The sequence below is a fragment of the Candidatus Microthrix parvicella Bio17-1 genome (assembly GCF_000299415.1).
GTDB lineage: Bacteria > Actinomycetota > Acidimicrobiia > Acidimicrobiales > Microtrichaceae > Microthrix > Microthrix parvicella.
In genome coordinates this window covers 780,865-803,023 of the sequence record NZ_AMPG01000002.1, presented here as the reverse complement: position 1 = coordinate 803,023, position 22,159 = coordinate 780,865, and the positions used below count along the sequence as shown (strand labels likewise).

General features: G+C 66.5%; 23 protein-coding genes and 1 tRNA gene. 12 read left to right on the top strand and 12 right to left on the bottom strand.

The window, feature by feature from the left end; genetic code table 11:
* Positions 1–53: 53 nt before the first annotated feature.
* Positions 54–608, bottom strand: coding sequence for a CGNR zinc finger domain-containing protein (locus MPARV_RS0111885; protein ID WP_012229835.1), 555 nt, complete (start codon positions 606–608; stop codon positions 54–56).
* 142 nt (positions 609–750) lie between these two features.
* Here MPARV_RS0111885 and MPARV_RS0111880 point away from each other — a divergent pair, with 142 nt between their 5' ends.
* Together MPARV_RS0111880 and MPARV_RS23665 are read left to right on the top strand one after the other, a co-directional pair.
* Complete coding sequence (locus MPARV_RS0111880) at positions 751–1,383, top strand: hypothetical protein (RefSeq protein ID WP_020378396.1); 633 nt, start codon at positions 751–753, stop codon at positions 1,381–1,383.
* A 127-nt stretch (positions 1,384–1,510) separates the two neighbouring features.
* Positions 1,511–3,028: a DNA-methyltransferase gene (locus MPARV_RS23665; protein ID WP_012229838.1), complete on the top strand. Its 1,518-nt coding sequence runs from the start codon at positions 1,511–1,513 to the stop codon at positions 3,026–3,028.
* On the opposite strand, the gene MPARV_RS0111870 is transcribed toward MPARV_RS23665, so the two are convergent.
* From MPARV_RS0111870 to panD, 5 genes are read right to left on the bottom strand one after another with little or no spacing between them, the layout of a single operon-like run.
* On the bottom strand, positions 3,003–3,440 hold the full coding sequence (locus MPARV_RS0111870) for a nuclear transport factor 2 family protein (protein ID WP_020378395.1): 438 nt from the start codon (positions 3,438–3,440) through the stop codon (positions 3,003–3,005). The two genes, MPARV_RS23665 and MPARV_RS0111870, sit on opposite strands and share 26 nt — an antisense overlap.
* On the bottom strand, positions 3,437–4,342 hold the full coding sequence (locus MPARV_RS0111865) for a TIGR03619 family F420-dependent LLM class oxidoreductase (protein WP_020378394.1): 906 nt from the start codon (positions 4,340–4,342) through the stop codon (positions 3,437–3,439). Before MPARV_RS0111865 ends, MPARV_RS0111870 begins: the two co-directional genes overlap by 4 nt.
* Before the next feature lie 23 nt (positions 4,343–4,365).
* A complete protein-coding gene (locus tag MPARV_RS0111860; RefSeq protein WP_020378393.1) occupies positions 4,366–5,592 on the bottom strand; it encodes a pyridoxal phosphate-dependent aminotransferase in 1,227 nt (408 codons plus the stop codon).
* Positions 5,593–5,626: 34 nt separating this feature from the next.
* On the bottom strand, positions 5,627–6,529 hold the full coding sequence (locus MPARV_RS0111855; protein ID WP_020378392.1) for a TrmH family RNA methyltransferase: 903 nt from the start codon (positions 6,527–6,529) through the stop codon (positions 5,627–5,629).
* A gap of 47 nt (positions 6,530–6,576) precedes the next feature.
* Positions 6,577–6,975 (bottom strand): aspartate 1-decarboxylase, encoded by a 399-nt coding sequence (panD, locus tag MPARV_RS0111850; protein ID WP_031278393.1) that lies wholly within the window; start codon positions 6,973–6,975, stop codon positions 6,577–6,579.
* A 123-nt stretch (positions 6,976–7,098) separates the two neighbouring features.
* On the opposite strand from panD, the gene MPARV_RS0111845 reads away from it, so the two are divergent.
* Positions 7,099–7,749: a TrmH family RNA methyltransferase gene (locus tag MPARV_RS0111845; protein ID WP_020378390.1), complete on the top strand. Its 651-nt coding sequence runs from the start codon at positions 7,099–7,101 to the stop codon at positions 7,747–7,749.
* 127 nt (positions 7,750–7,876) lie between these two features.
* Positions 7,877–9,436, top strand: coding sequence for a hypothetical protein (locus MPARV_RS0111840; protein WP_020378389.1), 1,560 nt, complete (start codon positions 7,877–7,879; stop codon positions 9,434–9,436).
* 33 nt (positions 9,437–9,469) lie between these two features.
* On the opposite strand, the gene MPARV_RS0111835 is transcribed toward MPARV_RS0111840, so the two are convergent.
* Both MPARV_RS0111835 and MPARV_RS0111830 read right to left on the bottom strand, forming a co-directional pair.
* Positions 9,470–10,339 carry an alpha/beta fold hydrolase gene (locus MPARV_RS0111835; RefSeq protein ID WP_020378388.1) on the bottom strand — a complete coding sequence of 290 codons (870 nt, stop codon included), beginning with the start codon at positions 10,337–10,339 and terminating at the stop codon, positions 9,470–9,472.
* Between the two features lie 65 nt (positions 10,340–10,404).
* Positions 10,405–11,640: a class I SAM-dependent rRNA methyltransferase gene (locus tag MPARV_RS0111830; RefSeq protein WP_020378387.1), complete on the bottom strand. Its 1,236-nt coding sequence runs from the start codon at positions 11,638–11,640 to the stop codon at positions 10,405–10,407.
* A 61-nt stretch (positions 11,641–11,701) separates the two neighbouring features.
* On the opposite strand from MPARV_RS0111830, the gene MPARV_RS22755 reads away from it, so the two are divergent.
* The 3 genes from MPARV_RS22755 to MPARV_RS0111815 all read left to right on the top strand — a co-directional run bounded on the left by MPARV_RS22755 (position 11,702) and on the right by MPARV_RS0111815 (position 14,755).
* Positions 11,702–12,415, top strand: a complete 714-nt coding sequence (locus tag MPARV_RS22755; RefSeq protein ID WP_012229856.1) for a TetR/AcrR family transcriptional regulator — start codon at positions 11,702–11,704, stop codon at positions 12,413–12,415.
* On the top strand, positions 12,415–13,236 hold the full coding sequence (locus MPARV_RS0111820) for an SDR family NAD(P)-dependent oxidoreductase (RefSeq protein WP_012229858.1): 822 nt from the start codon (positions 12,415–12,417) through the stop codon (positions 13,234–13,236). The genes MPARV_RS22755 and MPARV_RS0111820 overlap by 1 nt, the downstream gene beginning before the upstream one ends.
* 292 nt (positions 13,237–13,528) lie before the next feature.
* On the top strand, positions 13,529–14,755 hold the full coding sequence (locus tag MPARV_RS0111815) for an ISL3 family transposase (protein WP_157789578.1): 1,227 nt from the start codon (positions 13,529–13,531) through the stop codon (positions 14,753–14,755).
* A 7-nt stretch (positions 14,756–14,762) separates the two neighbouring features.
* Here MPARV_RS0111815 and MPARV_RS0111810 read toward each other — a convergent pair whose 3' ends face one another.
* Positions 14,763–14,981 (bottom strand): hypothetical protein, encoded by a 219-nt coding sequence (locus MPARV_RS0111810; protein ID WP_012222510.1) that lies wholly within the window; start codon positions 14,979–14,981, stop codon positions 14,763–14,765.
* A gap of 134 nt (positions 14,982–15,115) precedes the next feature.
* On the opposite strand from MPARV_RS0111810, the gene MPARV_RS0111805 reads away from it, so the two are divergent.
* The gene (locus MPARV_RS0111805) at positions 15,116–15,448 is read left to right on the top strand and encodes an RCC1 domain-containing protein (RefSeq protein ID WP_020378385.1); all 333 of its coding nucleotides are present in this window, start codon (positions 15,116–15,118) and stop codon (positions 15,446–15,448) included.
* A gap of 530 nt (positions 15,449–15,978) precedes the next feature.
* Entirely contained in the window at positions 15,979–17,175 is a 1,197-nt protein-coding gene (locus MPARV_RS0111800) for a Fic family protein (RefSeq protein WP_020378384.1), read from the top strand.
* Between the two features lie 166 nt (positions 17,176–17,341).
* Here the strand turns inward: MPARV_RS0111800 and MPARV_RS0111795 are convergent, their stop codons facing one another.
* The 3 genes from MPARV_RS0111795 to MPARV_RS0111785 all read right to left on the bottom strand — a co-directional run bounded on the left by MPARV_RS0111795 (position 17,342) and on the right by MPARV_RS0111785 (position 18,481).
* Positions 17,342–17,569 carry a hypothetical protein gene (locus tag MPARV_RS0111795; RefSeq protein ID WP_020378383.1) on the bottom strand — a complete coding sequence of 76 codons (228 nt, stop codon included), beginning with the start codon at positions 17,567–17,569 and terminating at the stop codon, positions 17,342–17,344.
* An 11-nt stretch (positions 17,570–17,580) separates the two neighbouring features.
* Positions 17,581–18,009, bottom strand: a complete 429-nt coding sequence (locus MPARV_RS0111790; RefSeq protein ID WP_157789577.1) for a hypothetical protein — start codon at positions 18,007–18,009, stop codon at positions 17,581–17,583.
* 400 nt (positions 18,010–18,409) lie between these two features.
* Positions 18,410–18,481: transfer RNA gene (locus MPARV_RS0111785), tRNA-Arg, on the bottom strand.
* Positions 18,482–18,614: 133 nt separating this feature from the next.
* Between MPARV_RS0111785 and MPARV_RS25570 the strand changes: the two genes are divergently transcribed.
* The 3 genes from MPARV_RS25570 (at position 18,615) to MPARV_RS0111770 (ending at position 22,136) form a co-directional block, all read left to right on the top strand.
* Entirely contained in the window at positions 18,615–19,367 is a 753-nt protein-coding gene (locus MPARV_RS25570) for a hypothetical protein (RefSeq protein ID WP_012222528.1), read from the top strand.
* Between the two features lie 28 nt (positions 19,368–19,395).
* Positions 19,396–20,697, top strand: coding sequence for a diaminopimelate decarboxylase (gene lysA / locus MPARV_RS0111775; RefSeq protein ID WP_020378381.1), 1,302 nt, complete (start codon positions 19,396–19,398; stop codon positions 20,695–20,697).
* A gap of 152 nt (positions 20,698–20,849) precedes the next feature.
* Positions 20,850–22,136: a homoserine dehydrogenase gene (locus MPARV_RS0111770; RefSeq protein ID WP_020378380.1), complete on the top strand. Its 1,287-nt coding sequence runs from the start codon at positions 20,850–20,852 to the stop codon at positions 22,134–22,136.
* Positions 22,137–22,159 lie beyond the last annotated feature (23 nt).

Here is a 22,159-nt window from a genome sequence, read left to right as displayed (position 1 = left end):
CATGGACCACTGAAACCCGATGCCCTACCTGAGGGCGGACCGCGGAGGTTGGTTCAAGGCGCCCCGGCCTTGCGGCGGGCCCGATGATCGGCGGTGTGGGTGCGGCTGGCGCAGCGCGGGTCGTCGCAGAACCGCCGGGAGCGGTTGCGGGTGGCGTCATAGAACAGGTCGTCGCAACCCTCGGCGTCGCATCGACCAAATCGGGCGGTGCCGTGCTCGCACACCTCCTGAGCCAACGCGATGACGATGTCGGTGATGACCTGGTCGTCGAAGGTGGCGGTGTTGGGTGTCCAGTGAATGTGGGCGGGGACGCCGTCGTGTTCGACGATTGCCGGTGCGATGGGCAGTTCGGTGAGCTCCTCGTTGATGCGGGCGGCGGCATCCAGGGTGGTCATGGCGTGCAACTCTCGAAGCAGGGGCGTCAGCTGGGCCAACCGCCTACCGACCCGATGGATCGACGCCGACGATGCGGTGGCAGCGCGGCTGAACCCGTCGTCGAGCAGGGTCTGGCGAATGTCGAGCGTGTCGTCGGTCGCCCGGTTGGCCAGCTGGAATGCGAGTTCCAGAGTCACGCGGATCTCCGATTGGGTGACCGACGAAAGCTGCATGTGCCCCATGCTACGGCGGGATGGGTCGACGCGATGAGTCAAGTCGTGATAGACCCTTACCCTTCTCAACGAGCTAAACGCGTCTAGACCCTTACCGGTGCGTCCGGGCCCGGTCGGTGATGCGCACCCCAGGAGGTGTCCCGTGTCGTCAATCGTTCTGTCAGCCATGTTGGTGGTGGCCAACGTGATGGGCGCAGGCATGATCGTGCCCCAGGTGGCGCGCCTCAATCGCCTCAAGACCACCGAGGGCATTTCGGCGGCCTGGATCGGCGTCGGCCTGGCGATGAACCTGTGGTGGGTGGGTTACGGGTTGGCGAACGGCCTGTGGGGCATCATCCCCGTGTCGGTCGTCGCCTTCGCGCTCTATCTGGTGATGGCCGCCCAATTCGTTGCCCTGAACGGGCTTGGGTCATTGCGCAGCTGCGCCAGGGGAGCGGCATTGCTTGGCCTCCTGCCGGTGCCCGCTCTGGTCCTGTCGGGATGGCCGACCGCCGGCCTGGTGGTTGGGCTCTGTTATGCGATCCAGTTTGCTCCGGCCGCCCTCGCTGCGGTCCGCTCCAACCAACTCGAGGGTGTATCGCCCGTGACCTGGGTGATGGCGGGAACCGAGGCGGCGATCTGGCTTGTCTATGGGTTCCATCAGGGTGACGCGGCGCTGATCATCGGCGGAGGTGGGGGGCTGGCCATGTCATGCCTGATCCTGGTGCGCCTGACCCGGCACGTTGCCGCGCGACGTGCGGTGACGCCGGCCGACGAACTGGTCCTGGCCAGGTAGAACCGTCGGTGTCGCTTGCCCCTTGGAAGGTCCGATGCCGTTCGCCGGTACGCTTTCGCTTTGATCGGTCAGAGGTGGGTACGCATGAAACAGCGGGACATGAGGGGCACGACATGAGTGGCAGGGCATGAGGGAGCGGCGCTCGACATCGACATCGAACTTCGGGACCGGAGGGCGGGAGGCCCACGATGCCACGGGGTTTTACCAGCGCTTCCGCGCTCCGGAACTGTCTGACGACGACACGGTCCTGCCCCCGGTTCCGGTGACCGAACCGTTCAACTGCGGGGACTCCCGAGACATGGCCGGCGTGGCCGACGGGTCGGTGGCGCTGGTGGTCACCTCGCCCCCGTATTTCGCCGGAAAGGCCTACGAGGAGGAACTGGAACGCGATGGCATTCCCGCCTCCTACCTGGAGTACCTCGAGATGCTCCGGGCGGTGTTCGCCGAGTGCGTCCGCACGCTGGAACCCGGCGGGCGCATCGCGGTCAACGTGGCGAACCTGGGGCGCAAGCCCTACCGCAGCCTGTCGGCCGACGTCACCCGCATCCTCGAAGACCTGGGTCTGTTGCTGCGGGGCGAGGTGATCTGGCAGAAGGCCGAGGGCGCCACGGGATCGTGTGCCTGGGGGTCGTTTCGCAGCGCCGCCAACCCGGTGCTGCGCGACATCACCGAACGGGTGATCGTGGCCAGCAAGGGCCGCTTCGATCGTGCCCGCACCCGGAAGCAGCGGGCGGCCGAGGGCCTGCCCCATGAAAACACCCTGATGACCGAGGACTTCCTTGCCCTCACCCTTGACGTGTGGAGCATGCCCACCGAGAGCGCAAAGCGGGTGGGTCACCCGGCGCCGTTTCCGGTGGAACTGCCCGAACAGCTGATCCGTCTCTACACGTACGCCGACGATCTGGTGCTCGACCCCTTTCTGGGCAGCGGATCGACGCTGGTCGCCGCGTCCCGGCTGGGTCGCCGGTACGTGGGCTACGACCTTGACCCCGACTACGTCGACATCGCCCGCCGCCGTGTGGCGGAGGAGGGTGCGGCGCCGGATGCCCCCGCTGCCGAGCAGTTGTCGCTGGTTCCGGTTGCCCCGATCAACTCCGGTGAGCCGGGCGACGCCGATGGGCCCACCTCGCAGGACACGTTTCGGACGCGTGCGGAGCGGGAGGGCAAAGCGGCACAGAAACTGGCCGCAGAGTTGCTGGAATCGGCCGGGTTCACCATCGCCGCCACCAACAAGAAGTTGTCGACCTGTGGGGTGGTGGTCAACTTCGTGGCCGTCGATGGTGCGGGTGGGGAGTGGTACATCGACGTGCCCGGCGGTCACACCACCCACCGCGGCGGCCTGACGCGAAGCGATGCCGTGTGGAAGGCCCTTGGGCGTGCCGCCGCGCTTGGGGGGCTCCCCACACCGCGTCCGCTGTTGGTGCTGACCACCGACCTGCCGAAGCCGAAGAGCGACGGTGGGAAGGCGCTGCGATCGGCCGGACCCAGGGCCTTCTTCGACGTGATTGATCTTTTCGACGTCGAGGCCCGGGCCCGCCTGGACTCCTACGCGGCGGGCGGGGCCATCGCCACCGGCCCGCGACCGGGGTTCTGGACCGATCAGGCGCAGTTCTCTCAGCTCAGGTGGGTGGCGGCTCAAACGTGATTGCGTCGGCCTCCCAGAACGCTCGTAACGCCAGGATCCGGCCCTCGTCGTTCACCCGGTAGGTGTAGACCCCCTCGACGATCGCGCGGGCTCCGTCGGGCAACGTGGTGGTGATCGTGCCCACGTTGGCCACCTCGTGGCCGCAGGCGTAGCTCTCGCGGATGGCGAACGTCACCACATTGGGACCGATGACCGTGTCGTAGAACGCGGCGATGCCGTCGGCGCCGCGATGGCCGGCACCGTCCGGGTCGAACATCGACGGGCCGATCGGATCCTCCACCACCGCATCCGCAGCGAAAAGCGCCAGCCAGGCGGCGCGATCGCCGGCGGTCACAGCGGCCATCGACGCCTGCGACGCGGCCCTGGCCGGATGGTCGGCGGTCGCCGGCGTGGGGTTGGGTGTGTCGTTCATGGGGTCTCCGTGGTGCCTCGAGCGCTCATGGGGGTGATGACCTCGTCGCCGAAGCGGGTCACCGAGTCGAGCTGGGCGATCGGGTCATCGGGATCGCCCGGGTAGAAGTACCAGGGCGACGTGATCACCTCGGTGACGCCCATGGCCTCCACCTCCTCCATCGCCTCGGTGGTCGGCGCCACGATCGGCGTCAGCTTCACCTCGAAGCGATCGGCGGGCACCAACGCGTCATCGCCGATCTCAGCGCGGAGCTCTCGAAGCCGATCGGTGATGTCAGCAATGGCGTCGAGGTCGCATTGGGCGCCGATCCAACCATTGCCGCGTCGGAGCGACCGCTTGATGCCGGCATCGGAGTGACCACCGACGTGGAGGCGCACCGCCGGGTCGGGTGCCGGGTCCATGCGCAGACGATCGAAATCGTAGAAGCGGCCATGGTGCTCCACCCAGCCACCGGCAAGGACGGCCCGCATCACATCGATCTGCTCGTTCAGGCGGGCACCTCGGTTGGACATCTCCTGGTCGAGCCAGGCGAACTCCTCGGGAATCCAGCTGAGGCCCACACCCAGCTCGATACGACCCGGAAACATCGCCGCCGTCGAACCGACGGTCTTGGCCATCAACAACGGATGACGGAGGGTGAGCTTGGTCACGTTGGTGCCCAGCATGAGGCGCTCGGTGGTGGCGGCGATGGCGGGGATGGCAACCCACGGGTCGACGAATGGTGCATCGGCGGCCCAGAATCGTTTGCCGTCGGAGGTGTAGGGGTAGTCGGCCGAGACCTCCTCCGGATAGAACACCGATTCGGGCAACGTGACGGCGTCCCACCCGGCAGCCTCGGCTGCTTGGGCAAGCGGCAGCAGCCGGTCGGGCGGCAACATCGGGAGGGCCAGGCTGAAGCGCATTGGCCCAGTTTGCCCCAACTTGGTCAGGCGGCGCGGCGGGCCAGGAATCGTTCCAGGCGACCGAGCGCCTCGGTCAGCGTGTCGACTCGGGGCAGGGTGACAATGCGGAAGTGATCGGGGGTGGGCAGGTTGAAGCCGGTTCCATGCACCAGCAACACCTTCTCGGCCCTCAGAAAATCCAACACGAACTGCTCGTCGGATTCGATGTCGTACATCTTCGTGTCGATTCGGGGAAACAGGTAGAGGGCGCCCTGCGGCTTGGTGCACGACACGCCGGGGATGGCGTTGAGCAACCCGTGGGCCACATCGCGTTGCTCGGCCAGGCGTCCGCCCGGTGCCACCAACTCGGCGATGCTCTGACGGCCCCCGAGGGCGGTTTGGATGACGTGCTGGGCCGGAACGTTGGCGCACAGGCGCATGTTGGCCAGCATGTCGATGCCCGACAAGTAGTCGGTCGCCCGGTCGACGGGGCCCGAGATCGCCAGCCATCCGGCCCGATAGCCGGCAACTCGGTAGGCCTTGGACAACCCGTTGAACGTCAGCGTCAACACGTCTGGTGCCACCGCGGCGGCAAGTGTGTGGACGGCGTTGTCGTACAGCACCTTGTCGTAAATCTCGTCCGCGCACAGCACCAGGCCGTGGCGGCGGGCGATGTCGGCCAGACCGACGACGACCTCGGCCGGGTACACCGCGCCGGTGGGGTTGTTGGGGTTGATGACCACCAGAGCCACGGTGGACGAGGTGATCCTGGACTCGATGTCGGCCAGGTCCGGTGCCCAGTCGGCACCCTCGTCGCAGGCGTAGTGCACGGCGCGGCCTCCGGAGAGGGTGACCGCCGCGGTCCACAACGGGTAGTCCGGCGCCGGAATCAGCACCTCGTCGCCGTTGTTCAACAACGCCGACATCGCCATGACGATCAGTTCCGATACCCCGTTTCCGAGGTAGACCCGGTCGACGTCAAAGCCCTCGACTCCGCGCTCCTCGTAGTGCTGCACCACCGCCCGGCGGGCCGAGAGAATGCCTTTGGAGTCGGAGTAGCCCTGGGCGTGGGGCAGTTCGTGAATGAAATCCTGTTGGATCTCCTCCGGCGCATCGAAGCCGAAGGGTGCCGGGTTGCCGATGTTCAGTTTGAGGATCCGGTGGCCCTCGTCCTCCATCCTCTGGGCCTCGGCCAGCACCGGCCCCCGGATGTCGTAGAGCACGTGGGCCAACTTGTCGGACTTGTTCCAGCGGGAGATGGAGGGGGCCATTCCCTCCATGGTGCTGCCTGCGGAGGTTCGGCGGCTACTTGGTTTGGCCGCTGTGCCGTGAATCACCGTTGCGCCGTGCGGCAAGTCGGTACAGGGCGATCGCAGCCGTGGCGGCCACGTTGAGCGAATCCGAATCGGCCCCGATGGGGATGCTCACCAGTTCATCGCAGTCCCGCCGAACCTTGTCGCCGAGCCCGGGGCCCTCCGAACCGAGAATGAGCACGCTTCGTGGCGGTTGGTGCTCCACCAGGTGCTCCAGCGTGGTCGACCCGTCCGGGGACAGCCCCACCAGGCTCCACCCCGACAGGGGGCCTCCGTTGAGCCGACTCAGGGCGTCGCCGCCGGTGTCCCGGGCCCATGACAACACAGCGGTTGCGCCCATCGACACCCGGACGCATCGCCGGTACAGCGGATCGGCCGTCGTCGGCCCGACCAGCACGCCGTCGGCCCCCAATGCGGCCGCCGTCCGAAAGATGGCCCCCACGTTCTCGGTGTCGGCGATGCCGTCCAGGTAGACCAGCAGCGAAGCGTCGATCGTCAGCTCGGCGGGGGTGAGCGGCCGGGGCCGGGCGACCAGCCCCATCACACCGCGGTGCACCGGATAGCCAACGACCTTGGAGGCAAGCTCCTCGGAGACCAGGTACCTGGGGCCTCGAAAGGTGGAGAGGTACTCCCTGGCCGCTGCGGCACGCCGTTCGGTCAGCATCACCGACAGCACCGGTGCGCCCGCCGCGATCAGTCGCTGTAGGACGTAGTGGCCCTCGGCCAGGAACCGCCCATGTGGCGCGTTCTCGGTTGCGCTCACTTCTGTCGGGCTTGAGGGGGCGCGATCGCGTAGGGCCCGGTCGGTGAGCAGCCGATAGGGGGCCAAGCGAGGATCGTTGGCGTCCGCCAACGGAATCTCATTGTCGGCGTGTTGCTCAGGGCCCTGGCTCATGCCCCGACGGTAGCGGTGAGGTTGCCGTTGAGGGCTCGGCTGCGCCCTCAGTTGGCTGCCACGGTGTCCGGCACCGCCCCGGCAGGGTTGTCGTCGACCAGCATCACCCGGTTGTCGTCACCAACGTGCACGACCGTGGCCGCGTAGCCGTCCATCTCCTCAGGTTCGTATTCGCCGTAGCTCATGATGATCACCTTGTCGCCCGTCTGCACCAGCCGTGCAGCGGCGCCGTTCAGGCAGATGGTGCCCGAGCCCCGCTCGCCTTCGATGACGTAGGTCTCCAGGCGCGATCCGTTGTCGATGTCGACGATGGCCACCTGTTCGCCGTTGAGGAGATCGGCCAGTTCCATCAACTCGACGTCGATGGTGATCGAACCCACGTAGTGGAGGTTGGCGTCGGTCACCGTGGCGCGGTGAATCTTGGATTTGAGCATGCGGCGGCGCATCGGCACTCCTCGACGGGTGGGATTTCAGCGGTGGACGCCCGAGCCGGGTCGCCCCCTGTCGGTGCCAGGATAGCCGCCCATCGGGCTCGGCCGGTTGCGGTCGGCTCCGCCAGTCGCCACCCTGTGGCGGTGACCAAACCCGATCCCGACCCCGCATTCGACGAGCCGCGGCGGGTCGGTGTGGGACCACACCCCCAACCATGGCCGGACGACAGCCGGCTTGATCCGGACTTGTTGGCAAATGGAGATCAGCGCAACGTGGTGGATCGTTACCGCTACTGGCGCACCGAGGCGGTGAAGGCCGACCTCGACGAGCGACGCCATCCGTTTCACGTGGCCATCGAGAACTGGCAGCACGACCTCAACATCGGGTCGATCGTCCGCACCGCCAACGCCTTCCTGGCCGAGGAGGTGCACATCGTGGGTCGGCGCCGCTGGAACAAGCGCGGCGCCATGGTGACCGACAGATACCAGCACGTCCGCCATCACCCCGACGTCGACGCGCTGATCGCCTGGGCCGCCGAGGCGGATCTCGAGGTGGTGGCCATCGACAACACGCCTTCGTCCCAACCGATCGAGTCGGTCGAGCTGCCGCGCCGGGTGCTGTTGCTGTTTGGCCAGGAGGGCCCGGGCCTCACCGACGAGGCCTCGGCGGGAGCTTCGGCCACCTACTCGATCGCCCAGTACGGGTCGACGCGATCGATCAACGCCTCGGTGGCCGCCGGGATCGCCATGCACGCCTGGATACGCAGCCACGCCGAATCGCTCGGGTGATCCAACAGGCGGTCGCCTGAGACGACGAGTTCGTGCACCTGCCGACACCGTTGGGCTGAGCGATCCATCAGCGCAGGCCTCGACGCAGACGACTCGTCGATCATCATCTCTAGGATGACGAACGATTATGAGTGACTCCAACGCCCCCGACGGACCCCCCGCAGGAGATCAGCCGCCCCTCGGTGGCTGGGCAGGTGGCCCGCCGCCCGGCTCGAACCTGCCGACCCGTCCTCCGATTGCGGCGTCCGCCCGTCCTCCAACCGAGCTGCCCCCGGTGTGGACGCCGCCCGCTGCAGACGGGTCGGCCCAGCGGCCGTCCACCGGTGCGCTGCTGGCCGCTCTGGCCGCTGTGCTGGCCGTCATCCTGCTGGCCGGTGGCCTGGCAATCGTGCTGGCCAGGAGCGATGACAACACAACCGTCAGTGCCCAGCCCAGGCCGTCCGCGTCGCCGACCACCACCTCTGCCGCGTCGCCGTCCACGACCGCCGATCCGGGCGGATTGGGCGAGGTGATCGGCGACGATCCTCCCGCATCGCCCTCGAGTACCCCGGCTCCGAACACCACCGGCGCTGCGCCCGCCACGACCGCCCCACCATCCACCGAGCCTGATCCGGAGACCGAAGCCACCATCGATGATGTGATCGCATTCATCGAAAAGACGCGTGAAGCCAAGTTCAAGACTCGACCGGATGTGCAGTTTCAGGATGACGCCGAGTTCGAGAAGGGTCTGCTGAAGGACTTCGACGATCAAGAGAAGGAGCTGGCCGACGAGCAGGTGCTGTTTCATGCCCTCGGCCTGCTGCCCACCAACGTGGATCTGGCCGAGACGATGAAGTCGGCGTTGGGACTTGGTGTCGTGGGCTATTACGACCCCGAGACCAAGGAGATGGTGGTTCGGGGCACCAAGCTGACCCCGTACGTGCGAACCGTGCTGGCCCACGAGCTCACCCATGCGCTCGACGATCAGCTGTTCAACCTGGATCGACCCAAGCTGGATGAGGCCACCGACGAGACCGGGTACGGCTTCACCGTGCTGACCGAAGGGTCGGCGAGCTACGTGGAGGACGCGTACCGAAACCAGATGTCGTCGTCGGACCAGACCCGGGCCTCCGCCGAGGAACTGCAGGTTGGCTCAAATCCCGCCATCTTCAACATCCCCATCGTGATTTTGGCTCTGCTCACCGCGCCGTACACCCAAGGGCTGGACCTGGTGCAGGCCGTCGTGAAGGACGGCGGTGGGGTACAGGCGGTTCCCGGGGCGTTCAAGCGGCCGCCAACGACCTCCGAGGAGGCGATGACGCCGGCGAAGTACAAGGCGCACGAAGGGTCGGTGAAGGTGCCGGTGCCCAAGCCAGACTCGGGTGCCAAGGTGGTGACCTCCGGAGTGTTTGGGCAGATCGGGTTGACCGCGCTGTTGGCAAAGGGCATCAGCCTGGACGACCCCGCCAACGGAACCGAAGGCTGGGCGGGCGACAGCTTCGTCACCTGGAACGACGCGTCCGAGCATGCGTGCGCCAAGATCGACACCAAGCTGGACTCGGCCGCCGACGCACAAGAGCTGAAGGGCGTGCTGGAAGGCTGGGCCGCCGAGGCCACCGTGGACGCAACCGTCACGGCGTCCGGTGATCAGGTGAACCTCACCAGTTGTGCCGCAGAGGCCACCTCGGGTGGCTCTGCCGGGGTGTAACGCCGACGGTCGTTGTCGTCCAGGTTGGTCCCGTCACCTGGCTCGTTCGGCGTTTCGGCGGATGGCGTCGATCATTTCAGGGTGACGGGGCGCCGGGATGTCATGGCCCATATCCGGAAACATCAGCAGGCGTGAATCGCGGACGGCCTTGGCGGTGGCGATGCCGCCGGTGGGGCGGACCAGAGGGTCTGCCAGCCCATGGATCACCAGGGTGGGTGAGCTGAGCCGACGTAGCCCGTCGGTGCGATCGGGGCTGGCCATGATGGCGGCCGTTTGCCGGTTGGTCCCCTTGGGGCGGAAGGCCCGAGCCAGGCTGCGTTCGGCCCTGGCCCGATGGGCGGCCTCGTCCCAGTGCGGACCGCCGATCAACTTGAAGGTTGCAATCGACCGTTCGACCGCCGTTTCGCGGGTTGGTTCGGGCATGCGGGCCATCGCCGGCAGCAGCCGGGGGGCGATGCCACCATGCTTGCGATCGCCGGTGTTGGACATGATCGAGGTCAGCGACCTCACACGCTCGGGGTGGCCGATGGCCAGGCTCTGAGCGATCATGCCGCCCATCGAGGCGCCCACGATGTGTGCCGAATCAACGTTGAGCGCCTCGAGTAGCCCTGCTGCGTCGTCGGCCATGTCAGCCAGCAGGTAGCCGGTCTTCGGGGGCCGTTTGGCCATCAGGCCGAGGACCGAGCGGGCCTGCGACGGTGGGTCCCAGTCGAACTCTGTGGACAGCCCTTGATCCCGGTTGTCCATGGCGATCACCCCGAAGCCCTGCTCGACCAGCAGTTCGAGAAAACCGTCGGGCCAGTCGGTCAGCTGGGCACCCAGCCCCATGATCAGCAGCAGCGGTTCGCCGTCGCCGAAGGTTTCGTAACCGATGGTGATGCCGTTGGCGTTGACGGAGGGCATGAGTGCGGCCTTTCTGGCGGGTGTCGGTGTGGACTGGGAGGAGCGGTGGGGTGAGGGCCGACAGGTCAGCGGACCCGCCAGAAACCAGCCTTGAGGTAGGCGCCTTCGGGAAAGGTCACCGGGTGGTCAAGATCGGCGCCGGTGCGGGCCAATTCGTCGAGTTGGTCGCCGGCCACGTCGGCCGCGCCCAGCACGGCAGCGAAGAACTGATCGGCCGACACCCGGCTGGAACACGATGCCTGCACCAACACGCCGCCGGGGCGAAGCAGTGGCAGGGCCAGGTGGGTGAGGCGGGCATAGGCGCGCACTGCACCTTCCACGCTCGATTGTTTCTGGGCGAACGAGGGCGGATCGATCACGACGACGTCGTAGCCGGCACCCGAGCGGGCCAGGGTGCTCATCACCTCGAACGCGTCGCCCACCTCGGTGGTGTGGACGCAGGCGGCAACCTCGCTGCGATCGATATTGAGCGCCAGGTTGGCCTTGGCGGCCGCCAGCGTGGGTGCCGACAGATCGACGCTGTGCACGCTGCAGGCGCCCCCTGCGGCGGCGTGCACGCTGAACCCGCCCGTAGAGGCGAACACGTCGAGAACATCGCAACCTTCGGCCAACCGGCCCACCCGTAGGCGGTTGGCGCGTTGGTCAAGAAAGTGGCCGGTCTTTTGGCCGCGGCGCACGTCGGCTTCGAAGACCAGGCCGCCCTCGGTGAAGCGGACCGGCGCATCGTCGAGGTGCCCGGCGATCACGTCACCGTCGGCCAGGCCAAAGGTCTGCCCGGCAGCCACGTTTCGGGCCAGCCGCAACACCACCGAGCCGGCCCCGGTTGCGGCGAGCAGGGCGTCCACCAACACCGCCAGGTGTGGGAACCACACCGGCGAGTACAGCTTGATCACCAGCGTGTCGGCGTACCGGTCGACAACAAACCCGGGCATGGCGTCGTTTTCGCCGTTGATCAGCCGGTAGGCGGGTCGAGCCCCGGGCTCTGCGGCGACGAGCGGTGCCCGACGGGCGGCGGCCGCCATCACCCGCTCGGTCCAGAAGTGCTGATCGATCTGGACGGGCCTGCCGACGTGGAGGATCCGGATCGCAATGGGGGAGTCGGGGTCGTACAGCCCAATGGCCGCAAACTTGCGCTTGTTATCGAAGACGATGGCCAGGTCGCCCGCCGCGCCCTGGTGGTTGATCGAGGTCATCGAACGCTCGTACACCCAGGGGTGCCGCCCCCGAATTTGGCGTAATGCGTCGGCCGTGACCCGCACGGCCAGGCGACGTTCACCAACCGGTGGGAGGCGTTCCAACACGGGGTGGAGCGTAGCGGCGACAGCGGGCCGGGCCGACGCGCGCTGGTAGCCTCGGCGCATCATGTCCACCGTTCAACAAGCGGCGGCGCAGCCGACGGCCAACCCCCCGGGTCCCACGGGTGGCGGCAAACGCCGTCTCCTGCCCAGGGCGGAGCGGCGGGCGCAGATCCTGGATGCGGCAGCTTCGGCGTTCGCCCAGCGCGGCTACTCCGACACGGCCATGGACGAGGTGGCGGCCCGGGCGGGCATCACCAAGTTGATCGTCTACCGGCATTTCGGCTCCAAGACCGAGCTGTATCAGGCGGTGCTCGAGTCGGTCTTCGCCCGCTTGGCCACCGAGGTCACCGACCGCATTCCAGCCATGGTGGGCAGAGGCGCCGTGCCCAGTGCATTGATGGTGGTGGCCCGCGAGCAGCCCGATGCGCTCCGCCTCCTCATGGTGCACAGCTCGCGCGAACCCGAGTTCGACGAACTGGTCAAGCGCTTTGACGCCGTCGCCTGGTCGGTCGCCGCTTCGGTGCTCGATCCCACCGGCGACGACGAGGTTGATCGCTGGCAGGCCCGAACCCTGGCGGACTTCGTGGTCGGCGGTGTGCTGGGCTGGGTGGAACACGGCGATCCCACCCGCGACGACGAGGTGGTGGCCCGCCTGGCCGCCGGTGCGGCCCGGTTGGCGGCCGGCTGGCGGGATCGGGAACTGGACGATCCGGCCGGGAGCGTTGCCGCTCATCGGCAGACGTGCGGTCAAACCGCAGACCTGGAGGACGATCGTTGATGACCGCACACGAACCTGCCGGCGACCCGGCGCCGGTCCGATCGCCTGGGGAACTGTTTGACCTCACCGGGCAGGTCGCCATCGTCACGGGGGCGTCGTCCGGGCTGGGTCGGCGATTCGGCCGGGTGTTGCACGCCTCGGGTGCGCACGTGGTGCTCGCCGCCCGGCGGGAGGACCGCCTGGTCGATCTGGCTGCCGAGCTGAACGGGCTGCCGGGGAACGCCCGGGCCGTTGCTCAGGCCTGCGATGTGTCCGACGAGGTGGCCACTCGGGCGCTGGTCGATCGTGCGGTGGCCGAGTTTGGCACCGTCGACGTGGTGGTCAACAACGCCGGGGTGGGCGACGGCAAGCGGGCGATCGATGAGACCAACGATCGGGTCCGCGCGATGTTGGAGGTCAACCTGGTGGGGCTCTTCACCCTGTCGCGCCAAGCGGCGACGGTGATGCTTGCGAACGGTGAAGGAAGCATCATCAACATCGCGTCGGTGCTGGGCCTGGTCGCCTCCGCCCCGGTGCAGCAGGCCGCCTATTGCGCGGCCAAGGGTGGCGTGGTCAACCTCACCAGGCAGCTGGGCGCCGAGTGGGGCCGCAAGGGGGTTCGGGTCAACGCGATCGCGCCCGGATGGTTCCATTCCGAGATGACCGCCGAAACCATGTTCGACGACCCTGCAGCCATGGACTTCGTGCTCCGCGAGACCCCGATGGGGCGCGCAGGCGAGGCCGACGAACTCGATGGCGCCCTGTTGTTCCTCGCCTCGGGCGCCTCCCGTTTCGTCACGGGCATCACCCTGCCGGTCGACGGGGGTTGGACGGCGCGCTGACCCTGCGGTCAGCCGCGACGGCCGCGTGCGACCGGGTCTCATCGGTGCTCCTGGCGGTGTGAAAGGGGGGCGAACCCCCGGAGGGGTGCACCTCAACGGTGTTGGTTCTCCTGTCGTTTCTGTGAAGCGAAAAGGGTCGGAAACAGCCTGAAACCGTTGATAGGGCAGCGTTCTGCGGCGGGTTGAACGTGGTTGTGTGGCGTGCACAGGTCGCGCATCTAGGTTCGGCGGTTCCTACGCCAACCGATCCCGGAGATACACGCCCGTGCGCGCCACCACTTCATTCAACAAGATGCTCGCCCTTCCCGCACTCACCGTCACCAAAGTGACCGTCGGGGGTGGCACCGTGATCCTCGATATTCGCCACACCCGACCGCTTCTGCGGTGCCCGTGCGGATGGTCCACCCGGGCGGTCCACAGCCGCTCGACACGCCGCTGGCGACACCTCGACTGCTTCGGCATGAAAACCGTTCTCCAAGGAGAGATCCGACGGCTCTCATGCCGGGCGTGCGGCCGGGTGGTCACCGAGGAGATCCCGTGGGCCAGAACCCGCGCACGCCACACCATCGCGTTCGAACAACTCGTCGCCTGGTGGACCCAACGCTCCGACCGCACCACCGTCGCCACCGCGTTGCGGGTCCAGTGGAAATCGGTCACCGCGATCATTAGCCGGGTCGTCGCCGAGCAGCTCACCGACGCCCGCTTCGACGGGCTCACCCGCCTCGGAGTCGACGAGATCTCCCACGCGAAAGGCCACCGGTTCCTCACCGTCGTCGTCGACCAAACGTCGGGTGCGACCCTCTGGGTCGGGGAAGGCAAGAACGCTGCCACCCTCGGCACCTTCTACGAACTGCTCGGCCCCGAACGCTGCGAGAGGATCGAAGCGGTCTCGATGGACATGGCCTACGCCTACCCAGCAGCGACCCGCAAAGCCACGAACGCGACGATCTGTTGGGACCCGTTCCACGTCGTCATGCACCTCAACAAGGCAGTCACAGCAACAATTCGCTGGTCCAAACTCACCAAAACCGGGCTCCCGCTTTCCGGCGACGAAGCCCGCGATCTCCGGTGGGCGCTGCTCAAGAAGCCGTCCGATCACACCGACACCCAAGCGGCGGTGTTGAAACGTCACCAGCGTTCTCACCACGCGATCTGGCGGGCCCAACAACTCAAGGAACGCTTCCGGGGCCTCTACCAACTCGACAATCCGACCCACGCCACCGCCTACCTTGAACGATGGTTGGCCTCGGCGTGCCGGTCCCAGATCCGGCCGATGGTCAAAGTGTCCCAGCTCGTCCGCGACCACAAAGAGGGGATCATCGCGTCGGTCGAGTTGGGCCTGTCGAACTCGCGTCTTGAAGGCACCAACTCGAAGATCCGGCTCCTCAACCACCGGGGCTACGGACACCACAGCGCCAACACGTTCATCCCCATCATCTACCTCGCGTGCGCCGGCATCACCACACGCCTCCCATGGGAACCCAAACCGATCGTGACGTCGCCCCGACCGACCGCCTAAAAGCGTGTCAGACCAGCCACGCGAACATCCGGTGAACCGCCTGGGGAGTGACCCCGAACGCAGCCCCGACGGCAGCCCACGACCACCCCGCCCGGCGGGCCTCACCAACCTGAAACAGCCGCTCCTCATCCAGCAGGTCCCTCAACCGGGCAACCGCCACCATCCCCACCTCAGGCCCGTCCCCCAGCCGTCCGATCAGCTCAACCATCTCACCCCGACGATCCATGCGAACCAGTCTCACCCATCACAGAAACGACAGGAGAACCACGGTGTTTGAGGCGGTCGACCAGGTCCCCTGCACCCCCGAAATCCCCTATAAACATCGGGGTCGACAAAGGCTGGGCCAGAGCCAACGTCGGGATGACCGCCGGATTCGAAGTCGGGGTCGGGCCCGTCACCCGCCTCACCAACAACCCGGGCTGGAACGTCGACGGCTACCTTGACGGCAGCATCGCATCCGGTCCTCTCGGTCAAGGCAGCCCCGACGGTGGCACCTACCAGCCAGGCGAGGACACCACCGACACCACACCCCTCCCGCCAGGCTCCCCAACAGCGATCACCGCCGGCGACTTCCACACGTGCGCGGTTCTTCAGAACGGCACCGCCAAATGCTGGGGAAACAACAGCGTCGGGCAGTTGGGGGACGGCACCACCACCACCCGGTTGACACCCACCACGGTCACCGGGCTCTGACCCAGGACCGACCGCCCAACCGGGAACCCCACGACCCGCACATCCGCGCCGAGCGCCGGCGCCGCCCTATCCACGCCGCACCCAATCCTGCCAAACCCACATACGCCTTCAGGCTCGACGCCTCGACCATCGGTTCCGTCTCAAAAGTGGCCGATCGTGAGATGCCCAACGGACGTCGTTCGAGCGATCAGGTAAGGGTTCAGATACCCCTACTCGGCCATCGCGAACGCATCGGGGCCTCCTCAGTTGTGCGACCGTGGGTCGAAAACCTCCCGAAAAGGGGCTCTCCTGTCATTTCAACCCACGCGAACGACGGGAGAGCCCCATTTTCATGGCCCAGTCGGGCTTGATCGGCGTCGACCCAGTTTCAGATTGAGGAGAGCGCTGACGCTTGGACGCCGGGCACGACTTGTAATCCACAGGTTGATTCTCAAGGTTGCAGGTAACAACCTTGATGATCTCGCTCGGTTGTTGGGGTCACTTGAAGTTGCACCGATGAAATTCAAGGTTGCACAGACTAAGCTTGATGGATGCAGGTCAAGCGGTTCGAAAACTCACCGACTGGCAAGCTTGTCCCGATAGACGTCGAGGAGGGCGGCAGACGAGTTCAGCACGTCGCTTTCGTTCCAGCTCCCTTGCCCGCTGCGCTGGATCTTGAAGCGCGAACGTGGTCTGCCGCCGTCAACGCAGCACACCACCTCGGGCGGCTGGACGCCCTGGCGCGTGAGTTGCTCCCGAATCCGATGCTTGTGGCCCGGCCAACTATCCGACGTGAGGCGGTGAGTACCTCCGCCCTTGAGGGCACGTTTGCTCGAGCCGCCGAAGTTCTCAGTTCCGAAATCGATGAGGACCTTCCAAGAAGCCAGGCGGTCACCGAGGTGATCAACTTCATCCGTGCCACCGAGCAGGGCATCGAGCGTCGCTCCACGCTCCCGATCAGCACCCGCTTCGCGTGCGAGCTTCAACACACCCTTCTCGCAGGCACCCCGAGCGAAGACTGGCAGACCGGCAAGATACGACAGACCCAGGTACTCATCGGCCCCTACAAGGGCTGCAGCGTCCTTGAAGCCAGCTACATCCCGCCACCAGCCGACTATCTCGCCGATGGGCTGACCGCGTGGGAGACATGGATCCACGATGACAACGACCTGCACCCCATCGTCCGCGTCGCCGCCGCTCACTATCAGTTCGAGGCGCTGCACCCATTCACCGATGGAAATGGCCGAATCGGGCGGCTCATCGCGATCTTGCAACTGATCGACTACGACCTCCTGACCGAGCCCTTGCTCAACCTGTCGCCCTACTTCGAAGTTCGGTCCGACAAGTACCGTCACCTCCTCCGCGAGGTGAGCATCCGGGGGGCTTGGGACGAATGGATCTCGTTCTTCTGTGAAGCGCTATCGGCGCAAGCCTCCGATGCCGAGTCACGCATTCGCAGTCTTCTCGCCTGGCGGAGGAACACCATGGAGATGCTTCGAGCGAATCGCGTCAAGGGCGTCGCCCTCACGGTGACGGAAAAGCTCATCGAGTTTCCGACACTGACCGTGAAACACATCAGCAAAGCTCACGGGGTCAGTCCTCAGGCTGCGAACAACGCCGCTCATCGACTCATGCAGCTGGGCGTCCTCGAGGAAGTCACCGGACGCTCCTACAACCGCGTCTTCCAAGCAACGGAGGTCTTCAGCATCCTCTTCCGCAGCCCAGACCGGCCAGAACCAGGCCTGTAGGTGCCAGTCCCCCGTTGCGAAGTCGATTGGCGGGGGAGGGGGATTCGAACCCCTGAAGGATTTCGCCTTAACGATTTTTGGGTGCGGCCGAAGGTCGCCAGGTGGGATGAATCGGACGTTGATACCCGGCTCAATCTCGGTTGGCGGGCTGCCAACTCTCACCGCTCTACGCGAGAGGCTGAAAGTCCGGTCCGGAGAATGGCCCGTAGCCGGCAGGCTGCGGAGCGGAGACACGGCAGAGCAACCGAAGGTGCGGAGCAACAGATGCCGGATTGACATGTTCGACGTCAATCGACGGGGCCGCATTGTTCAGTTCTTCGATCTCGTGCAGCAAATCGAGCAGATAGTCCGGGGCCCAACCAACGCCGGCACCGTTGCGGGTGTTCAGCAGCATCGCTCGGGGGTTCACCTCGTTGGAGGGTTCGGGACCAGAGCCAGGTGGTCACCCCTGCGGAGTTCGTTGACCGCCTCGCTAGCTCCCTCGATATGGCGTGTGCCACGGCCGAAGAAGAGCGTGCAGAGACGACCTTCGGAGTTGACCTCCGCTCCGGGGAAGACCTCTACCCGATCAGTGGCCCGCACGCCCTCGCTACGGCCGAGAACTTCAAAAGGGTCGGCTTCGACCGACAGGTCCAACTGCTCCACGAAGCTGCCGTAGTCGGCGCGATCGCGAGGCATCAGCCGGTTGGCAAACATGGGGAACAACGCCGTGCTCTCGTAGGCGCTATGGAGGTCCATCAGGCCTGGAAGGCCTGGGAAGTCGGCATCTCGCTCGGCTCCCTTCAGGTACACGAACCGGAACACGGTGTTGCCTGACGAAGTCCGCTGGGCCAACCGGCCAACCGGCCAACCGGCACAATCAAGCCCTCTGGACGCCGCCACGCGACGTAGAGATGGCGTACCTCGCTCGTGGTCATGTGTTCGGGGTACAGATCGGGTGTGTCAACAAGCGCTCCCGATTGAGCAGAAACGATTCGGCGGTGAAGGAGCGTGCGGCCTCGGACACGCGACGGTAGGGATCTTTGCGAGAATGTGGCCGCTCCTGGATAAGCCGAAACCGTCAGCCGAGGAAGCGCGATGGGGCTGCCGGAAGGTCGGGCGCCTCGGATGCCGAAATGGCCGCAGTCACTCCTCTCACCGAAACGGAAACCGGCGGCGGAGGTTCGAGGTAACGGGTAGTCCTGAAGCTCAGGCACATCGGTGCTTCCGGCAGTGTGCTGGTTCAGGACATCGGTGCTCCCGGCAGGATTCGAACCTGCGCACATGGCTCCGGAGGCCAATGCTCTATCCCCTGAGCTACGGGAGCGGGGGCTCGGAGTTGCTCCGAGCGAAGGCCGATTGTAGCCGAACCGTCGGTGTTGCTCGGATCGACAGCGCCGGGGGCAGAGGCCCGATACGCAGGAGGGGAGCCGTGGTGCGAGCGAACTAGGTTCTGCCTGATGGCCGATGACGCGGAACAGGACAAGTCGACCGACCTGACCACTGATCTGACCACCGAGTTGACGCCTGGTCCGACCAAGCCCGGGCGAGGGCGTTGGATCCTCCTGACGGTGTTGTCGCTGTCGTTTCTTGGCGTCTCCGTGGTGTTGCTGGGGATGGCCGTCAATCAGCGTCAATCCGTCCAAACTGCTTCTGTCGCCGCAACCGGCGAGAGCCCCGGCGAAGATACGTCGACCGGCAGGCCCATCACCACCGCGATGCAGGAGCCCGAGGAACTTTCGGTGCCGTTTGAGTGGTCCCCCGACGGTCTTGCCCTTCTGCCGTTTGGTGCTGAGCAGGACGATGCAATCAGCGCGATGACGCAGGCGCTGGGGCCTCCGGAGGAAGTGGAGGAGGTGGCTGTGTCGGAGTGCACACCGGGAACGAATGCCCGATGGAACGACGGCGACGTGCAGCTTCGATTCGACGAGTCGGGCCGACTTGCTGCTGTGATCCTCCCCACGGAGATGTCCCGAACCGGGACCGGGCCGATCGAGACGCTTGGCGACCTTCGAACCACGTTCTCGGCGCTCGACCTGGAATATGTGGCGCCCAACCCGGAGTGGGGATACGACGATCCGTCATACACCTGGTCGGTTACGGGGCAGGAGGCGAAGGCCTCAGGCTCGATACCAGGCGACACCTCTGACACGCCCATCGACGGCGTGTGGCTGGACTCCGAGCGCTTTGACGACGTGGAGTGCTTCGAGTGACCAGCCGCGTCTCGGTCAAACTGGTGCGGTGACGACCTCCCCCCGACCGGACGCTCGCTCCCGGCCCGTGCCCCGCCAATTGCTGCCCGACACCGCCGAAACCGATGGCGACGGCTCGCTGCTCATCGGCGGGTGCCGCGTGGTCGACCTGGCCGAGGAGTTCGGCACGCCGCTTTTTGTGTACGACGAGGCCCACCTTCGCGCCCGTTGTCAGGAGGCGATCGCGGCCTTTGACGGGAAGGTCGCCTACGCCTCCAAGGCCTTTCTGTGTCGGGCGATGGCCAAGCTGGCATATGAGGAGGGAATGAGCATCGATGTGGCCACCGGCGGCGAGTACGGCATCGCTCGTGCGGCCGGGGTGCCTGCCGCGTCGTTGGTGTTTCACGGCAACAACAAGTCGGGCGTGGAATTGAACATGGCGCTGCGCGACGGCGTCGGTCGGGTGGTGGTCGACAGCTTTGATGAGCTCGACCGTATCGAGGCGTTGGTGGCGGACGGCGCTCCGGCGCCACGGGTTTTGATCCGGGTGAACCCCGGGATCGAGGTGCACACCCTCGACGAGGTGGCAACCGGCGTGCCGGACTCGAAGTTCGGTTTCCCGCTGGCGGCGGGTGACGCCGAACGGGCGCTCGCCCGCGCCGGTGGCAGTGGCGCCATGGAGTTGGTGGGCACCCACATCCACATCGGCTCGCAGGTGTTCTCGGCCGCCAACTTCGCAGATGCGCTCGCCACCCTGGGCCCCACCGTTCGGGGCTGGGGTCTGGACGAGTTCGTCGTCGGCGGCGGACTGGGTGTCCCCTATGTTACGGGGGAGGAGGCGCCCACGATCACCCAGTGGGCGGCCGGCATCCGTCGGGCGTGCGACGAGTTGGGGATCACCGCCGCCGTGTCGGCCGAGCCTGGCAGATCGATCGCTGCCGCAGCCGGCATCACGGTCTATCGGGTGGGCACGATCAAGGAGATCGAGGGTGTCCGCACCTACGTGGCGGTGGATGGAGGCATGTCGGACAACCCCCGACCCGTGCTCTACGGGTCGGGCTACGAGACCTTCCTCCCGCGGTCGGTTGCGGCCGAACGGCCGAGAACGATCACGCTGGTGGGCAAGCACTGCGAGTCGGGCGACAAGCTGGTGGTGGACGGCGCCGTCCCCGATGACCTCATGGTTGGCGACGTGATCGCCACGCCGGTCACCGGCGCCTACGGGCAGTCGATGGGGTCCAACTACAACAAGGTGCTGCGCCCACCGGTGGTGTTTGTGGCCGATGGCGATGCCAGGCTGGTCGTCCGGCGGGAGACCCTCGAAGACCTGCTCGCCACCGACGTGGGCTGATTTCGGACCAGGAAAACCGACGGCGCAAACGACTGTGGGGGAGTGGGCCTCCGGCCGGTAGCGTGGGTCCCGTGACCGCAGCTCCAGTTCCCCGTGCAGAAGGTTCTCCCGCCGCAGCCGACCAGGCCGCCACCCCAGCGACCACTCAGGGAATGACCTCGACGGAGGTCACCGTCGGCGTGCTGGGGGCGGGCAACGTTGGCTCAGCGCTGATCGAGTTGATCGACGCGCACGGCGACGACATCGAGACCCGCACCGGACTCAGGCTGCGGGTGGTGCGGGTGGCGGTGCGCTCGATGTCCAAGGAGCGCGGCGTGGCGCTGGACCCGGCGATCGTCACCACCGATGCCGCCGAGGTTGTGGCCGACCCGGCGGTCGACCTGGTGGTCGAGTTGATGGGGGGCATCGAGCCCGCTCGCGAGTTGATCGTCGCCGCGTTGAATGCCGGCAAGCCGGTGGTCACCGCCAACAAGGAACTGCTGGCCAACGTAGGCAGCGAGTTGGCCGACGTCGCCGAGGCCAACGGTGTCGACCTGCTGTACGAGGCGGCCGTCGTTGCCGGTATTCCGTTCATCCGACCGCTGCGCGAGTCGCTGGTGGGTGAGCCGATCAGCCGCATCATGGGCATCGTCAACGGCACCACCAACTACATCCTCTCGCAGATGGACACCGAGGGGGTCAGCTACGGCGATGCGCTGGCGAGCGCCCAGAGCCTGGGGTATGCCGAGCGCGACCCCACCGCAGATGTCGAGGGTCTCGATGCTGCGGCCAAGGCGGCAATCATGGCGTCGATTGCCTTCGGCGTTCGCGTGGTGGCGGGCGACGTGGCCAACGAGGGCATCTCTAAGGTGTCGGCGGCCGACATCAGCTTCGCTCGACGACTCGGCTACACGATCAAGCTGCTGGCCATCTGTGAGCGTTTCGATGACGGCTCGGTGGCCGCCCGGGTACACCCGGCCATGGTGCCGATCGAACACCCGTTGGCCGGGGTGCGCGACAGCTACAACGCCGTGTTCGTCGAGGGTGACGTGGTGGGCAACCTGATGTTCTACGGCCGGGGGGCGGGCGGTGGGCCGACCGCGTCGGCCGTGCTGGGCGACGTGATCGATGCCGCCTCCAACCTGTCGCGGGGCACCCACGCCTCGGTTGGTCACCTGGCCAAGGCCAAGTTGCGCAGCGTGGACGATCTCGCCAGCCCCTATTACGTGAACGTTGAGGTTCGTGATCGGCCCGGCGTGCTTGCTGCGGTGGCGTCGGTGTTCGGCGACCACGGCGTATCGATCCGGTCGATGGAACAGGAGGGGCTGGGCGACGACGCCCGCATCGTGTTCATCACCCATGAGTCCACCGAACGGGACGTGCAGGCCTGCCTGAGCGACCTGAAGCGACTCGAAGCCGTCGATCGGGTGGCCTCGGTGCTTCGCGTCATCAGTGAGTAGTGCCGTGCAGGTGTTGAATCCCA

Coding starts and splice junctions, on each gene's coding strand:
- MPARV_RS0111885 (WP_012229835.1), bottom strand. CDS start 608: ATGCAGCTTTCGTCGGTCACCCAATCGGAGATCCGCGTGACTCTGGAA.
- MPARV_RS23665 (WP_012229838.1), top strand. CDS start 1,511: ATGAGGGAGCGGCGCTCGACATCGACATCGAACTTCGGGACCGGAGGG.
- MPARV_RS0111870 (WP_020378395.1), bottom strand. CDS start 3,440: ATGAACGACACACCCAACCCCACGCCGGCGACCGCCGACCATCCGGCC.
- MPARV_RS0111865 (WP_020378394.1), bottom strand. CDS start 4,342: ATGCGCTTCAGCCTGGCCCTCCCGATGTTGCCGCCCGACCGGCTGCTG.
- MPARV_RS0111860 (WP_020378393.1), bottom strand. CDS start 5,592: ATGGCCCCCTCCATCTCCCGCTGGAACAAGTCCGACAAGTTGGCCCAC.
- MPARV_RS0111855 (WP_020378392.1), bottom strand. CDS start 6,529: ATGAGCCAGGGCCCTGAGCAACACGCCGACAATGAGATTCCGTTGGCG.
- panD (WP_031278393.1), bottom strand. CDS start 6,975: ATGCGCCGCCGCATGCTCAAATCCAAGATTCACCGCGCCACGGTGACC.
- MPARV_RS0111840 (WP_020378389.1), top strand. CDS start 7,877: ATGAGTGACTCCAACGCCCCCGACGGACCCCCCGCAGGAGATCAGCCG.
- MPARV_RS0111835 (WP_020378388.1), bottom strand. CDS start 10,339: ATGCCCTCCGTCAACGCCAACGGCATCACCATCGGTTACGAAACCTTC.
- MPARV_RS22755 (WP_012229856.1), top strand. CDS start 11,702: ATGTCCACCGTTCAACAAGCGGCGGCGCAGCCGACGGCCAACCCCCCG.
- MPARV_RS0111820 (WP_012229858.1), top strand. CDS start 12,415: ATGACCGCACACGAACCTGCCGGCGACCCGGCGCCGGTCCGATCGCCT.
- MPARV_RS0111815 (WP_157789578.1), top strand. CDS start 13,529: ATGCTCGCCCTTCCCGCACTCACCGTCACCAAAGTGACCGTCGGGGGT.
- MPARV_RS0111810 (WP_012222510.1), bottom strand. CDS start 14,981: ATGGATCGTCGGGGTGAGATGGTTGAGCTGATCGGACGGCTGGGGGAC.
- MPARV_RS0111805 (WP_020378385.1), top strand. CDS start 15,116: ATGACCGCCGGATTCGAAGTCGGGGTCGGGCCCGTCACCCGCCTCACC.
- MPARV_RS0111800 (WP_020378384.1), top strand. CDS start 15,979: ATGCAGGTCAAGCGGTTCGAAAACTCACCGACTGGCAAGCTTGTCCCG.
- MPARV_RS0111795 (WP_020378383.1), bottom strand. CDS start 17,569: ATGCTGCTGAACACCCGCAACGGTGCCGGCGTTGGTTGGGCCCCGGAC.
- MPARV_RS25570 (WP_012222528.1), top strand. CDS start 18,615: ATGGCCGATGACGCGGAACAGGACAAGTCGACCGACCTGACCACTGAT.
- MPARV_RS0111770 (WP_020378380.1), top strand. CDS start 20,850: ATGACCTCGACGGAGGTCACCGTCGGCGTGCTGGGGGCGGGCAACGTT.